Here is a 12,810-nt window from a genome sequence, read left to right as displayed (position 1 = left end):
TGAAAGACCATGGCAGGCCCATCGAGACGGATATCCCGGCCCGACTGGACAGGCTGCCCTGGTCGCGTTTCCACATGCTCATCGTTGTGGCCCTCGGCATTACCTGGATCCTGGATGGGCTGGAGGTGACAATCATCGGCTCGCTGGCCCCATCGCTCGAACGCGGCGATACGCTCGGTCTAAGCGCCGATGGGATTGGTTTCGCCTCATCGTCCTATGTCGCGGGTGCTGTGCTGGGGGCGTTGCTGTTTGGCTGGATGACGGACCAGCTCGGGCGAAAGCAGATCTTCTTTCTCACTCTGGCCCTTTACGTCGTGGGCGTTGGCGCGTCGGCTTTTTCCTGGAATCTGGGCAGCTTTGCCGTTGCCCGTTTCCTGACGGGCATGGGTATTGGGGGGGAGTATTCCGCCATCAATTCTGCCATCGACGAGCTCGTGCCAGCCCGGCTGCGGGGGCGGGTGGATGTCATGGTCAACGGCACCTTCTGGGCTGGCGCGGCTTTTGGCGCGCTCGGCTCGGTCTGGTTGCTGAATACCGCGCTTATCCCTGTATGGCTGGCCTGGCGCGTGGCCTTTGCCCTCGGCGCCCTGCTTGGTGTGGCTGTGCTGCTGTTACGCACCTTCGTGCCGGAAAGCCCCCGCTGGCTCATCACTCACAGACGTGTCGAGGAGGCCAATGCCATCGTCAGCCACGTTGAATCGCATTGTGCCGAACCGCAGGGAGGATGGGCGAGCAAGCTGCCCACAGTGCTTATCTATCCGGCCGGCGTTTTCAGCCCGATGGAGATGATCCGCATCATGGTGCAGCGCTATCGCGGGCGGTCGCTCTATGTGCTGGTCCTGATGATATCGCAGGCCTTTCTCTATAACGCCGTTTTCTTCACCTACGGCATGGTTCTCACCCAGTATCACGGCGTCTCCGCGCGTGAAATTGGCTGGTACATTCTTCCTCTGGCAATCGGCAATCTGATCGGGCCCCTCGTTCTGGCGCGCTGGTTCGATACCTGGGGACGGCGCCGCATGATTGGCCTGAGTTACGCCATATCGGGCGCCCTGATGGTCATCGTTGCCTGGGCCATGGGGGCTGATCTGCTGACAGCCACGACCCAGACGCTATCATGGTGCGCGATCTTCTTCTTTGCGTCAGCGGCAGCATCATCAGCCTATCTCACCGCAAGCGAACTGTTTCCGCTCGAAATGCGGGCATTTGCCATTGCCGTCTTCTACGCCGTGAGCACCCTGTTCGGGGGTGTCGCGGCACCTGTCATCTTCGGCCATTTGATTGGCACGGGTCGGCTATCGCTGCTGGTCGTCGGGTATCTCGTGGCTGCCGCTCTGATGCTGGTGGCCAGTGTCGTCGCCTGGATCTGGGGTGTCGATGCCGAAAACCGCTCGCTTGAGGAGGTGGCCCCGCCGCTCTCTGCCCTCTATGCGGCTCGCGAGCAGGAGGCGATGCGCTCTGGCGCATGAACAACTCGCTCCTGCTCCAGACGGCGTATCACGAGCGGTGCCCCCAGATCAGGGAGGAGACAGTGTCGTGCGACAGCTGCTCCCCTGGGTCTGTTCTCGGACGAACGGTTCTGCGGTCAGCTCTGATAGAGCTCCAGCGGCAGGCCATCAGGATCGGTAAAGAAGGTATAGAGCTTGCCTGTATACGGGTCAGTACGGATCGGCTCGCAGGCTACGCCATGCCCCGTCAGATGATCGACGGCGTCCTGCATGTTGCTCACGGAAAAGGCGAGATGACGCAGCCCTGCAGCCTCCGGCTGGGTCGGTCGCGAAGGTGGGGTTGGAAACGAGAAAAGCTCGATCTGGGTATCGCCAATGGCGATGTCGCATTTCCATGACTGCCGCTGCGCACGCCAGACCTCACGGATGATTTCCAGTCCCAGCACCTCAGTGTAGAAGCTGCGCGATTTCTGATAATCAGAGGCGATGATCGCGATATGATGGACGCCGTTGAACATTGTCTGACGCCTATTGCTGTCGGGCTTTGCGGCCATTGGAAAGTTCTGTCACGACGCCATGCATGGTGCGGAGTTCCTGTTCGGTCACTTCCCCACGCTGGAACAGATGGCGCAGATTGCGCACCATACCAGGGCGCTTTTGCTCATTGCGCAGGAAGCCGCACTCGTCGAGATCGCGCGTGAGATGGCCGAGGAAGTTTTCCAGCTCACCCTTGGTCGCTACATGGGTCTCGTTTGTCATCAGCGTGCGCGGCGGCGTGGTCTCGCAAGCCATCCACCACTCATAGGCCATGATCAGCACCGCCTGAGCGAGATTGAGTGACATGAAATCGGGGTTGAGCGGATAGCGTATCAGGATGTCGGCGCGCGCCATGTCCTCATTGTCGAGCCCTGCGCGTTCGGGACCGAAAAGCAGCCCTGCCTTGAGCCCCCGATCGGCTATTGCGCGCAGTTCCGACGCGGCACCACGCGCCGTCATGACGGTCTTGACGATATGACGCGGGCGTGGGCAGGTCGCCATGACGTGGTGGAGATCGGCAACGGCCTCATCCACAGTGTTAAAAACCTGAGCCTCATCCAGAATCCGGTCGGCACCGGAGGAGGCATACCAGGCGCGCTCCTGCGGCCAGCCATCACGCGGCGCAACGATACGCAGGTGGAAGAGACCGCCATTGGCCATGGCACGGGCCGTCGTTCCGATATTCTCCGCAAGTTGCGGGCGCACCAAAATCACGACCGGGCTGAAGGCCCCGATCGGTCCGATATCGGCGCCACCATCACGACCCGTCATGCGCGCCTCCATTTCGTTCCCTGTGCGGTATCTTCAAGAATAATCCCCTGCGCGGCCAGATCGGCCCTGATGGAGTCTGCCAGGGCGAAATCACGTGCTTTCTTGGCCTCGGCGCGCTGGACGATCAGGGCATCAATGGCTCCGTCATCCGATCCGGCACGGAACCAGTCATCGGCCGACTGGCCAAGCAGGCCGATCATGGCGCCAGAAGCCCTGAGCGAAGCGGCTGCCTGTGCATCGCCAGCGAGGGCAGCATCGGCCAGCGGGTGCAGGCAGGAGAGGGCGAGAGGTGTGTTCATGTCATCGCAAAGGGCGGTCATGAAATCAGCATCGACTGCGCCGGGTGTGACAGACGGGTGTTTCTCAAGGGCGCGATAGAAGCGATCGAGCGTCCGCTTTGCGTCTTCGAGTTTTTCCCAGGTGAAATCGAGCACCGAACGGTAATGGGCACCGAGCATGAGCAGGCGCAGCGCCTCGGCCGGGGCACGGGTCAGCACCTCGCGAATGGTGAAGAAATTGCCCAGAGACTTGGACATTTTCTCCCCATTGGAGAGCAGCATGGCATTATGCAGCCAGTATCGCGCAAAGCTGCTGCCCGGATTGCAGCAGAGAGACTGGGCCCGTTCGTTCTCATGATGCGGGAAAAGCAGATCGTCGCCCCCGCCATGAATGTCGAAACTCTCACCCAGATAACGATGGGACATGGCCGAACATTCGATATGCCAGCCGGGGCGGCCGCGGCCATACGGACTGTCCCATCCAGGCTGTTCCGGCGAGGAGGGCTTCCACAGGACGAAATCGCCGGGGTGACGCTTGTAGGGCGCGATCTCTACCCGTGCACCGGCCAGCAGATCGTCCGGGCTACGTCCGGACAGGGCACCATAACTCGCGCAGCGATCGACTGCGAAGAGTACATGGCCTTCTGCCTCGTAGGCGTGGCCGCTTGCGATCAGCTGGGCAATCATGGCCAGCATGTCGTCAATATGATGCGTGGCGCGGGGCTCGATGTCGGGTGGCTGGATGCCCAGCGCTGCGACATCTTCATGAAAGGCGATGGTCGTGCGGGCCGTCAGGCTCGCGATATCCTCACCATTATCCCGCGCCCTAGTGGTGATCTTGTCATCCACATCCGTAATGTTGCGGACAAAGGTCACACGCGGAAACAGCGCGCGCAGCAGTCGAACCAGAATGTCGGCGCTGAGCATGGCACGCAGATTGCCGATATGCACGGCGTCATAAACCGTGGGTCCACAGTAATAAACGCGCACATTTTCAGGGTCCAGGGGCGTGAAAACCTGTTTCCGCCGCGTCTGGCTGTCATGAAGGGACAGGGTATAGGGTGGGGTGGCCATGGAGTTGAGTAGATGCGTCAGCCCCGCGCCCCATGCAACTCTAATTTACGGCTTTTGGTGCTGGTTTTCTTTCGGCACTGCTATAATCAGGGCTGCATGACAGAAATTCGCTCTTCCGCAACGGCCCCGCGCTGGGGTGAACACCTGCGTGCGCTTATCAGAATTGCCGCGCCGTTGAGTTTTTCGCAGTTGAGCGAAATGGCCATGAATGTCACCGATACGGTGCTGCTTGGCAGTCTGGGTGCTACGGCGCTGGCGGTGGGTGGCATGACCACCAATCTCTTCTTCTGCACGTTCATCACGTTTCAGGCGGCGCTGGGTGGGGCCAGCATCCTCATCGCGCGGGCACGCGGCCGTGCCTTCGCGTCGCAGGAGCGTCTGGAGGATCTCTCGGGCATCGTGACATCAGGCGTCTTGCTCGCTCTGCTGCTCTGTCTGCCAGTGCTGGCCATTCTGCTGCCCGCGGGGTCGCTCCTTAGTTTCTTCAACGAGCCCGCCCTGATCGTTTCACAGGGCAGCCGCTTCATGCATCTGCTGCTATGGGCACTCCTGCCCAATCTGGTCATTATCGGGCTGCTGCGCATTATCCTGCCTGCTTTTGGCAGTGAGCGTCTGCTGCTCTGGACCATGCCGGGTATGGCGGTCATGAACGGCTTTCTCAATGCCGGACTGATCCATGGGCGCTTTGGTCTGCCACGTATGGGGCTGTGGGGTTCGGCCTGCGCGACCATCGTGACGGGCTGGTCGGTTGCCATCCTGCTGGTAATCCTCGCCCGGCGTCAGTCCTTACTCAGGCCGCATCTTCGGCTGACGCGGCCCGATCCACGCGCCATGATGGAAATGCTGCGTCTGGGGCTGCCCATGATGGGCGCGACGGGCGCAGAATTGCTGGCGTTCCAGATGACAGGGCTTCACGCTGGTGCGCTGGGGGCTGTCTCGTCGGCGGCACACCAGATAGCGCTCAGCGTGACCAGTACCGCATTCATGATTAGTCTGGCGCTCTCGCAGGCGGTGAATATCCGGGTCGCGTACTGGCTGGGTGCTGGCGCGCCTGCTGCGGCCCTGCGCGCCACGCTTGGGGCGGTCATGCTGGTCGTATTGTGGACATGCTTTACCGCTACGATCCTGCTCGTCTTCCCAGAATACATCGCCGGTTTCTATGTCGATCCACATGGTCAGGATGCGGCGCAGGTCATTCCACTGGCTGTGACGCTTCTTAAAATTGCGGGGATCTTCCAGATTCTCGATGGCGTGCAATGCGTCTGTTCTGGCGCCCTGCGCGGTTGCCATGACACGTTCATGCCAATGGTTCTGATGGTGGTGACCTATATCCCCGTATCCATCCTCGGAGGCGACTGGCTGGCGTTCGAGGCAGGTTACGGGGCTGCGGGGCTCTGGATCGGCCTCGCCACCGGGCTCGGTATCCTGTCGGTCCTGCTGTCGATAAGGCTGGTGGTCACGCTACGGCGCAAACTGCGAGAGGGGCACGGGACGCTACCCCCTGCCTGTGCGGAGCCCACCTGAGCAGGCCCCGCTTATTGCACAGTGATCGGCGGGATGCAGAGAAATCAGGCCTCCGGGATACGGATCGTCTGGCCGGGATAGACGCCATCATGATGAGCCAGCTCGGCTTCATTGGCCTTGTGCAGATCCTCTGCCGTGACATCCGCATCCGTTTTCTCGGCAATGGCATGCAGCGTCTCTCCGGGTGAGACCTGATGAAATACCGGAGCAGGGGTACCTTCAGGTACTGTGATATCGGCATGCACCGTGTCGATGCCGGCAATATTGCCGGCGGCGAGGATCATGGCATCACGTTCAGCCGCGCTTTCGGCCTTGCCCTTCAGGGCGATGGTGCTGTCGCGCACCGTGATATGCGAGACGGAAAGCTGCGACATGCCATATTGCTTGAAGGCGCGCTTGATGAGGCTCTCATGTGGGGCCTTTGGTGCGGGGGCACCGGCCGGGTTGATGGCCGCAACCTTCGCTTGTTCGTCAAGCTTGCGCCCGGCAGCACGATTGAACTTGAAAATGGCCATGACGGTCCTCCCTCGGATAACTTCTGATTATTATGCCATGAGACATGACGTGTATCCATGCAGACGCAGCTGCGTGTGTGTTGTTCCGTCGATCCGAAATTTGTGAGCCATGCGAGCTCTCCTGACTCGTGCAGGTGGGTGAAAGGCCAGACCTGCCAGCGCAAGTGCGGGTAAATTCGATTGACACCGCAAAGGGGGTCCTGTAGGAGCCGCCGCTATTGCCGGGAACGTGGACATGCCGGCCGTCGTCAGATCGGGTTCTGCATCCCGTGACAGCGGTTCGAGGGATGCGCCCGTCTTTCCTAATTCGGGGGAAGGCCTACCGGCGCAACATGCGGTTGTCGCGCAGCGTCAGGACAACCCGAAGTCGAAGCGAGTTCTTGCACATGAGCAAGCGCCAAGAGAGCAAGTATAAAATCAATCGCCGTCTGGGCGTAAACCTGTGGGGCCGCGCCAAGTCGCCGGTCAACAAGCGGGAATACGGTCCCGGTCAGCATGGCCAGCGCCGCAAGCAGAAGCCCTCCGACTTCTCGATCCAGCTGATGGCCAAGCAGAAGCTCAAGGGCTACTACGGCAACATCAGCGAGAAGCAGTTCCGCAAGTACTATGACGAAGCCGTCCGTCGTAAGGGCGATACGTCAGAGAACCTGATCGACCTGCTGGAGCGTCGCCTGGATGCGGTGATCTACCGCCTCAAATTTGCGATCACCCCGTTCGCTGCCCGTCAGTTCGTCAGCCACGGCCACGTGACGGTCAATGGCCGCAAGGTGAACATTCCTTCCTACCTCGTCCGTGACGGCGACGTCATTGAAGTGCGTGAGAAGTCCAAGCAGCTTGCTGTCGTTCTCGATGCCGCCCAGTCCGCTGAGCGTGACGTGCCGGAATACATCGAGGTCGATCATCGCCAGATGAAGGGCAAGTTTGTTCGCAGCCCGCGTCTGTCCGATGTGCCGTACCCCGTGCAGATGGAACCGAACCTCGTGGTCGAGTTCTACTCGCGCTAAAAGACCCGTTTCTTCCGGGTGTTTCTGGCCAATGCCGGATCGGGTTCACCCCCGGTCCGGCATTTGTCGTTTCTGGTATTTGCCGTTTTACCGAAGGTTAGTTTTCGATGTCCGAAGCCGCGTCCGCCTCCGTTTCTGCCACGGGCCTTGCCAGCGAGATCCGGCGCCGCCGGACCTTTGCCATCATTTCGCATCCTGACGCCGGTAAGACGACCCTGACAGAGCGTATCCTGCGCGCGGGTGGTGCCATCCAGCTTGCGGGCAATGTACGCGCCAAGGGCGAGCGCCGCCGTACCAAGTCCGACTGGATGGGTATCGAGCGTGACCGCGGCATTTCGGTTGTGACCTCGGTCATGACCTTCGAATATGGCGGCTGCGTGTTCAATCTGCTCGATACGCCGGGCCATGAAGACTTCTCGGAGGACACCTACCGTACGCTGACGGCTGTCGATTGCGCCGTCATGGTGATCGACGCAGCCAAGGGTATTGAGGACCGTACGCGCAAGCTGTTCGAGATCTGCCGTTTGCGCGATATCCCCATCGTGACCTTCATCAACAAGATGGACCGCGAGGCGCAGGACTGCTTCGGGCTGCTGGATGAAATCGCCTCGACACTGGCGCTGGATACCTCGCCTGCGACATGGCCGATTGGGCGTGCCGGTCATTTTGCCGGGACCTATGACATGCGCACGCGTGAGATACGCGGTGAGGCCGCGACACTTCCGCAATCCGACGCGCGTATGGTTGCGCTTTCCGAAGAGCTCGAACTCGCCGAGGCTGCGCTGCCCTTGTTCGACCGTGAGTCTTTCGATGCCGGGCATTTGACGCCTGTGTTCTTCGGAAGCGCCATGAAGGAAATTGGCGTGACCGATCTGCTCGATGCCCTGGTGGCTTATGGACCCGAGCCGCGTGCCCAGCCCAGTGAGACGCGCGAGGTCAAGGCCGATGAAGAGCAGGTGACGGCGCTGATCTTCAAGATCCAGGCCAATATGGACCCCAACCATCGCGACCGTATGGCTTTCGCCCGTATCTGCTCGGGACGGCTTACGCGCGGCATGCGCCTGAAGCATGTCCGCACAGGCAAGCAGTTTGCGCTGCATACGCCACAGTTCTTCTTTGCGCGTGACCGTCAGCTTGCAGAGGAGGCCTTTGCGGGTGACGTTGTCGGGCTGCCCAATCACGGTACATTGCGCATTGGGGATACGCTCAGTGAGAGTGAAGAGCTTCGCTTTACGGGCGTGCCGCATTTCGCGCCCGAAATCCTGCGACGTGTGCGCCTGGATGACGCGATGAAAGCCAAGAAGCTGCGTCAGGCGCTTGTGGAACTGGCAGAGGAAGGCGTCGTGCAGCTGTTTCGCCCGCAGGATGGGCTGCCACCCATCGTAGGCGTCGTCGGCACACTTCAGCTCGATGTGTTGCAGTCGCGTTTGCAGGGCGAATATGGCGTCGCCATCGGGTTTGAATCGACGCCCTATACGATTGCCCGCTGGGTGACGGGCGAACGTACCAAGATCGAAGCCTATTCCATGGCGAACCGCTCAGCCATGGCAGATGATCTTGACGGCGATCCCGTTTTTCTTGCGAGCTCGAACTTCATGATGCGTCGCATGGTCGAGATGAATCCTGATCTGGCGTTTCACGATATCAAGCAGATTGGTCTGAGCAACTGATCAGCTGAGTGCCTTGCGGGATGCTATTTGAGTAAGACCCGGTATGACATTGTCTGGAATAAAAAAGCCCCGGGAGACCGGGGCTTTTTTTCGCTATGAGAACGCGTCGTTCACAGGGTCAGCAAAGCGATCGCCCCGAGAGCGAAAAGCCCGCCCACAAGGGCGCCGAGCATAAGGAAGACATTCTCGCCTTCATGGTGAAGCGGCGTGATGCCGGTGCGGTCTGAGCGATTGATATGATAAGTCTGAGCCATGGCCAACCTCCCCGGAGGTGCGAAGCATGAACTGCTTATCCTCCGAATACATTACTTATATGTAATACTGTGGTCGGTCAGACAAGGGGAGATCGCAAAGAAAAAGGCCCCCGACACGAATGCCGGAGGCCTTTAATCTGGAACCGATCAAGAGGCCTCCGGGGAGACCTCTTTCTCAGGCCGAAATCAGCGCAGGATGATTTCGACGCGACGGTTCTGCGGCTCACGGGTGTTCGGACCCGTCGGGACCAGCGGGTGCTGTTCGCCGTAGCCGTGGATGTCGATCGCAGCGGCAGGAACGCCGTCACGGATCAGCTCAGCCTTGACCGACTGTGCGCGACGGACCGAGAGGCCCATGTTGTACTTCTGGCCGCGTGCACCGGGGTGAGCAGCAGAGTTGTCGGTGTAGCCGTTGACTTCGATGCGCGTCGTCTGGACGTGCGTGGAAGCCTGAGCTGCCTGGGCAACGATCTCACGAGCGCGGCCCGTCAGGTTCGACTTGTCCCAATCGAAGAACACCAGGTACGTGCGGGCAGGCTGCACGACCGGGGGAGCAACGACGGCAACCGGCGGCGGCGGCGGGGGAGCCGTGTCGAAGGCATAACGCAGGCCCAGGATGAACTGGTGCTGGAAGCGGTCACCGAAGTTCACGTTGCCCTTGTGCAGGCCCGTGCCGTTACGGTTCCACGAGGTGGAGCGGTATGCACCATCCGTGAAGGTCTGGCCGATCATACGGTATTCGGTCGTGAGCGCGAGGCCCGGGACGCCCGGAATGTCGTAAGCTGCACCGACGATGCCCTGATAGGCAAAGCCACCCTGCGTGCCGCCAACGCGATTAACAGCGCCATTGGTGTAGGCGGTGGTGATCGGGTTGTAGTGCTGCCACAGGTAACCTGCACCGACACCGACGAACGGCGTGACGGGCACGTTGATGCCGAACTGGGCCAGATCGATGTCATACAGAACGTTGACAAAGCCGCCATAGGACTGGTCGGAACCGCTGGTCGAACCGGTCACCGGTGTCGTGTTGCGGTGGTTGATCTGGGAGTAGTTGTAGACGCCTTCGATTTCAGCGCGCAGGCCGTTACCGAAGCCCCAACCGAACGAACCGAAGCCCGTGAAGCCGTCCTTGTGACGGAACTTCGAGCTCGTGCCGCCATTGCCGGTCGTGCCGTCGGCCTGGGTCGTCGGAGAGAAGTGAGCGTGCTGGGTCTGAACCAGATTGTAGCCACCGCCGATATTGACATACGGGCCGGTGATGGTGCTCGCCATGGCGATCGTCGGGGCGGCTGCCATCGACGTCATGGCCAGAAGTGCCGTGCGGAGACGCATTAGTTTCGTCCTCATAAATTCATCCATTCAAGCCTGCTGTTTTCCCTCCGGAGAGGCGAAGCAACAACAAGCTCAGCGCGATGCATAAGTGCGTATAGAGCCGTCAGTTCCGGTTCAGGAAGTGAGTTCCATAGGTATTTGACGATTAGACGAAATAGCCGTGTCCAAACTGCAACACTCCATTCCGCCCGATTAACAATTTCTTATGCAGCGAGCCGTTCTAACGGGTTTGTTCATGAATCGCGGCATCAAGGGATCGTGAGGAGAATGGCTGTTCTGTAAGGAGAAAACGCCATTCTTCCGGTTTGTCGTTACGCGAAGCAACCTTCCTGGACCAAAACGTCACGCACCGTGTCCATTTCAACATCACGCGTCGTGAACGCCTGGCCGATCCCGCGAATCAGCACGAAGGAGAGGCGTCCATTAAGCACCTTCTTGTCGCGAGCCATCGAGGCAATCAGTTCGCTGGCGCTCAGTTTCTCATCGAACCAGTCGAGACCGGCAGGCATGCCAAGGCCACGCAGATGGCTGTCGATGCGTTCCAGGTCGGCACGTGGGCACAGGCCGAGGGCGACAGAGAGGGCAGCGGCCAGATGGAGCCCGATCGATACAGCCTCACCATGCAGCAGTCGCCCGTCATAGCGGAAATGAGCCTCGAGAGCGTGGCCGAAGGAGTGACCAAGGTTGAGCAGGGCCCTTCCATCCTGTGCAGCCGTTTCCTTTTCGTCGTCCATCACGATTTTCGCCTTGAACGCGCAAGCACGTTGCACGGCCTCGCCAAGGGCAGCCGGGTCGCCGTCGAGAAGGTCGGCGCCGTGGGCTTCGCACCAGGCAAACAGGGCGGGGTCGGCAATAATGCCTGCCTTGACGATCTCGGCATAACCCGCGACGCGCTCACGGCGTGACAGCGTCGCCAGTGCCGAACTGTCTGCCAGAACGATGCGCGGCTGGTAGAAGGCCCCGACCAGATTTTTGCCAGCGCGGGCATTGAGGCCCGTCTTGCCCCCTACCGAGCTGTCGACCTGAGAGAGCAGTGTTGTCGGGATCTGGACGAAAGGAACGCCACGCAGGACGCTGGACGCCACGAAGCCGGAAAGATCGCCCACGACGCCACCGCCAAGGCCAATGACCGTTGTATGGCGTTCCATCCCGTGGTCCAGAATGTCGTTGATCAGCGCGGCATAACGGGTGAGCGATTTCGACTCCTCACCCACCGGAACGACGAAAGGGGTGGCGTCGATACCGGTCTCGCCCAGTGCACCAAGCAGGCGCGGGAGGTGGAGCTTCGCCACGGTTTCATCGGTAATCACCACCGCACGCTTCTGGGGCAGGATGGGCGCCAGATAGGCCCCGGCACGGCTGATCAGGTCGGACCCGATCAGAACCTCATAATGATGCGACTCAAGCGTTACGGGTACCCGAAGCGGGTGGGCATAGGAATCGAGCGCCTCGATAATGCGCTGAGCACCATGATCGATGCTGTCATCTCCACAATCCACGACGATATCTGCCTCTGCATAAATGGGGTGGCGCTGCGCCTGAAGCGCCGCAAGCGTTGATTCGACATTACCCTTGTCGAGCAGGGGGCGACCTGTGCGGCCCGAAACGCGACGCACCAGCACGGGCAGGGGGCAGCGCAGCCAGACCGACCGGGCGTGGGCCTTCACCAGACGGCGCGTCTGCGCGTCGATAAAGGCGCCGCCCCCTGTCGCGAGCACCTTGGCAGGTCCTTGCAGCAGGCGCTGGATCACCCGTCTCTCACCATCACGAAATGCCGGCTCACCATGCCGGGCGAAGATCTCCGAAATGGTGCAGCCCGCGGCACGCTCAATCTCAAGATCGGCATCCACGAATTCCAGACCGAGTCGAGCCGCCAGACGGCGGCCGATTGTCGTTTTCCCAGCGCCCATCAGGCCGACGAGAACAATGATCGGGTCAGCAGGGTTCGGGGCAGGGAAGTCCGATCCGGTTGCGGGATCAGGCAGGTCGGGCATCGGTTCGGTTCGATCGGAAAAAAAGGTGGGGCGTGACATTCGGGCAAGGCTAACATACAGGAAAGCGGCTCGCCACCGAGCAGCCCCGGCAGGGCGCGGCCTGTGGCTGAAAATCTTGCCCACACGCCCGTCTCCCAGGAGTTTTTCATGTCCATGCTGAGCTTTCCCCGGATCGCCCTTGCACTCGTTGTCCTGATCGTTCTGGGTCTTGGCGGAGCGTTTCTGAAGCTGGGTATGAACCCGCCACTGCCCGTACAGACGATGGTGCACAAGGATCTGCCGGGAACGCAGTTCGCCGCGACAACGGCTGATTCCGCACCGGCCATGCCGGGTGCCGCCCCCGCCAAACCCATGCCCGCCATGCCAGAGCCCGTCGCAGCGCCCACGCTCCAGCACTGAGCCAATCCCC

12 protein-coding genes are annotated in these 12,810 nt (G+C 60.6%); 5 read left to right on the top strand and 7 right to left on the bottom strand.

The genetic code is table 11. The annotated features are described in order from the left end of the window. Positions 1-74 precede the first annotated feature (74 nt). Positions 75-1,469: an MFS transporter gene (locus ED655_RS11460; RefSeq protein WP_122050334.1), complete on the top strand. Its 1,395-nt coding sequence runs from the start codon at positions 75-77 to the stop codon at positions 1,467-1,469. A gap of 116 nt (positions 1,470-1,585) precedes the next feature. Here the strand turns inward: ED655_RS11460 and gloA2 are convergent, their stop codons facing one another. Genes gloA2 through cysS form a run of 3 tightly spaced genes read right to left on the bottom strand, consistent with a single transcriptional unit; the run spans position 1,586 to position 4,108 of the window. Continuing rightward, a complete protein-coding gene (gene gloA2, locus ED655_RS11455; RefSeq protein ID WP_240993632.1) occupies positions 1,586-2,002 on the bottom strand; it encodes an SMU1112c/YaeR family gloxylase I-like metalloprotein in 417 nt (138 codons plus the stop codon). Continuing rightward, positions 1,977-2,756: an RNA methyltransferase gene (locus ED655_RS11450; RefSeq protein WP_205836032.1), complete on the bottom strand. Its 780-nt coding sequence runs from the start codon at positions 2,754-2,756 to the stop codon at positions 1,977-1,979. The genes gloA2 and ED655_RS11450 overlap by 26 nt, the downstream gene beginning before the upstream one ends. After that, positions 2,753-4,108 carry a cysteine--tRNA ligase gene (gene cysS, locus ED655_RS11445; RefSeq protein ID WP_122050246.1) on the bottom strand — a complete coding sequence of 452 codons (1,356 nt, stop codon included), beginning with the start codon at positions 4,106-4,108 and terminating at the stop codon, positions 2,753-2,755. Before cysS ends, ED655_RS11450 begins: the two co-directional genes overlap by 4 nt. 96 nt (positions 4,109-4,204) lie before the next feature. Between cysS and ED655_RS11440 the strand changes: the two genes are divergently transcribed. Further along, the gene (locus tag ED655_RS11440) at positions 4,205-5,632 is read left to right on the top strand and encodes an MATE family efflux transporter (protein ID WP_162993496.1); all 1,428 of its coding nucleotides are present in this window, start codon (positions 4,205-4,207) and stop codon (positions 5,630-5,632) included. 44 nt (positions 5,633-5,676) lie between these two features. Here the strand turns inward: ED655_RS11440 and ED655_RS11435 are convergent, their stop codons facing one another. Beyond that, complete coding sequence (locus ED655_RS11435; RefSeq protein ID WP_023978554.1) at positions 5,677-6,147, bottom strand: LysM peptidoglycan-binding domain-containing protein; 471 nt, start codon at positions 6,145-6,147, stop codon at positions 5,677-5,679. 386 nt (positions 6,148-6,533) lie between these two features. Here ED655_RS11435 and rpsD point away from each other — a divergent pair, with 386 nt between their 5' ends. Together rpsD and ED655_RS11425 are read left to right on the top strand one after the other, a co-directional pair. Then, the gene (rpsD, locus tag ED655_RS11430) at positions 6,534-7,151 is read left to right on the top strand and encodes a 30S ribosomal protein S4 (protein ID WP_023978552.1); all 618 of its coding nucleotides are present in this window, start codon (positions 6,534-6,536) and stop codon (positions 7,149-7,151) included. Between the two features lie 107 nt (positions 7,152-7,258). After that, positions 7,259-8,821 carry a peptide chain release factor 3 gene (locus ED655_RS11425; RefSeq protein WP_122039844.1) on the top strand — a complete coding sequence of 521 codons (1,563 nt, stop codon included), beginning with the start codon at positions 7,259-7,261 and terminating at the stop codon, positions 8,819-8,821. 110 nt (positions 8,822-8,931) lie between these two features. On the opposite strand, the gene ED655_RS15605 is transcribed toward ED655_RS11425, so the two are convergent. From ED655_RS15605 to aroB, 3 genes are all read right to left on the bottom strand, one after another. Next, the gene (locus tag ED655_RS15605) at positions 8,932-9,075 is read right to left on the bottom strand and encodes a hypothetical protein (protein WP_162993495.1); all 144 of its coding nucleotides are present in this window, start codon (positions 9,073-9,075) and stop codon (positions 8,932-8,934) included. A 186-nt stretch (positions 9,076-9,261) separates the two neighbouring features. Further along, the gene (locus ED655_RS11420; protein ID WP_023978549.1) at positions 9,262-10,407 is read right to left on the bottom strand and encodes an OmpA family protein; all 1,146 of its coding nucleotides are present in this window, start codon (positions 10,405-10,407) and stop codon (positions 9,262-9,264) included. Positions 10,408-10,718: 311 nt separating this feature from the next. After that, a complete protein-coding gene (aroB, locus tag ED655_RS11415) occupies positions 10,719-12,401 on the bottom strand; it encodes a 3-dehydroquinate synthase (protein ID WP_122050333.1) in 1,683 nt (560 codons plus the stop codon). A 147-nt stretch (positions 12,402-12,548) separates the two neighbouring features. On the opposite strand from aroB, the gene ED655_RS11410 reads away from it, so the two are divergent. Then, positions 12,549-12,800 carry a hypothetical protein gene (locus ED655_RS11410; RefSeq protein WP_162993494.1) on the top strand — a complete coding sequence of 84 codons (252 nt, stop codon included), beginning with the start codon at positions 12,549-12,551 and terminating at the stop codon, positions 12,798-12,800. Positions 12,801-12,810: the final 10 nt, after the last annotated feature.

Origin of the sequence: Asaia bogorensis, from assembly GCF_900465345.1 — a bacterium.
Classification (GTDB): Bacteria; Pseudomonadota; Alphaproteobacteria; order Acetobacterales; family Acetobacteraceae; genus Asaia; species Asaia bogorensis_A.
Note: the sequence above shows the minus strand (reverse complement) of the source record. Positions and strands in the feature narration are given on the sequence as shown.

Coding starts and splice junctions, on each gene's coding strand:
- rpsD (WP_023978552.1), top strand. CDS start 6,534: ATGAGCAAGCGCCAAGAGAGCAAGTATAAAATCAATCGCCGTCTGGGC.
- ED655_RS11440 (WP_162993496.1), top strand. CDS start 4,205: ATGACAGAAATTCGCTCTTCCGCAACGGCCCCGCGCTGGGGTGAACAC.
- ED655_RS11450 (WP_205836032.1), bottom strand. CDS start 2,756: ATGACGGGTCGTGATGGTGGCGCCGATATCGGACCGATCGGGGCCTTC.
- cysS (WP_122050246.1), bottom strand. CDS start 4,108: ATGGCCACCCCACCCTATACCCTGTCCCTTCATGACAGCCAGACGCGG.
- ED655_RS11425 (WP_122039844.1), top strand. CDS start 7,259: ATGTCCGAAGCCGCGTCCGCCTCCGTTTCTGCCACGGGCCTTGCCAGC.
- gloA2 (WP_240993632.1), bottom strand. CDS start 2,002: ATGGCCGCAAAGCCCGACAGCAATAGGCGTCAGACAATGTTCAACGGC.
- ED655_RS11435 (WP_023978554.1), bottom strand. CDS start 6,147: ATGGCCATTTTCAAGTTCAATCGTGCTGCCGGGCGCAAGCTTGACGAA.
- aroB (WP_122050333.1), bottom strand. CDS start 12,401: ATGCCCGACCTGCCTGATCCCGCAACCGGATCGGACTTCCCTGCCCCG.
- ED655_RS11420 (WP_023978549.1), bottom strand. CDS start 10,407: ATGCGTCTCCGCACGGCACTTCTGGCCATGACGTCGATGGCAGCCGCC.
- ED655_RS15605 (WP_162993495.1), bottom strand. CDS start 9,075: ATGGCTCAGACTTATCATATCAATCGCTCAGACCGCACCGGCATCACG.
- ED655_RS11410 (WP_162993494.1), top strand. CDS start 12,549: ATGTCCATGCTGAGCTTTCCCCGGATCGCCCTTGCACTCGTTGTCCTG.
- ED655_RS11460 (WP_122050334.1), top strand. CDS start 75: ATGCTCATCGTTGTGGCCCTCGGCATTACCTGGATCCTGGATGGGCTG.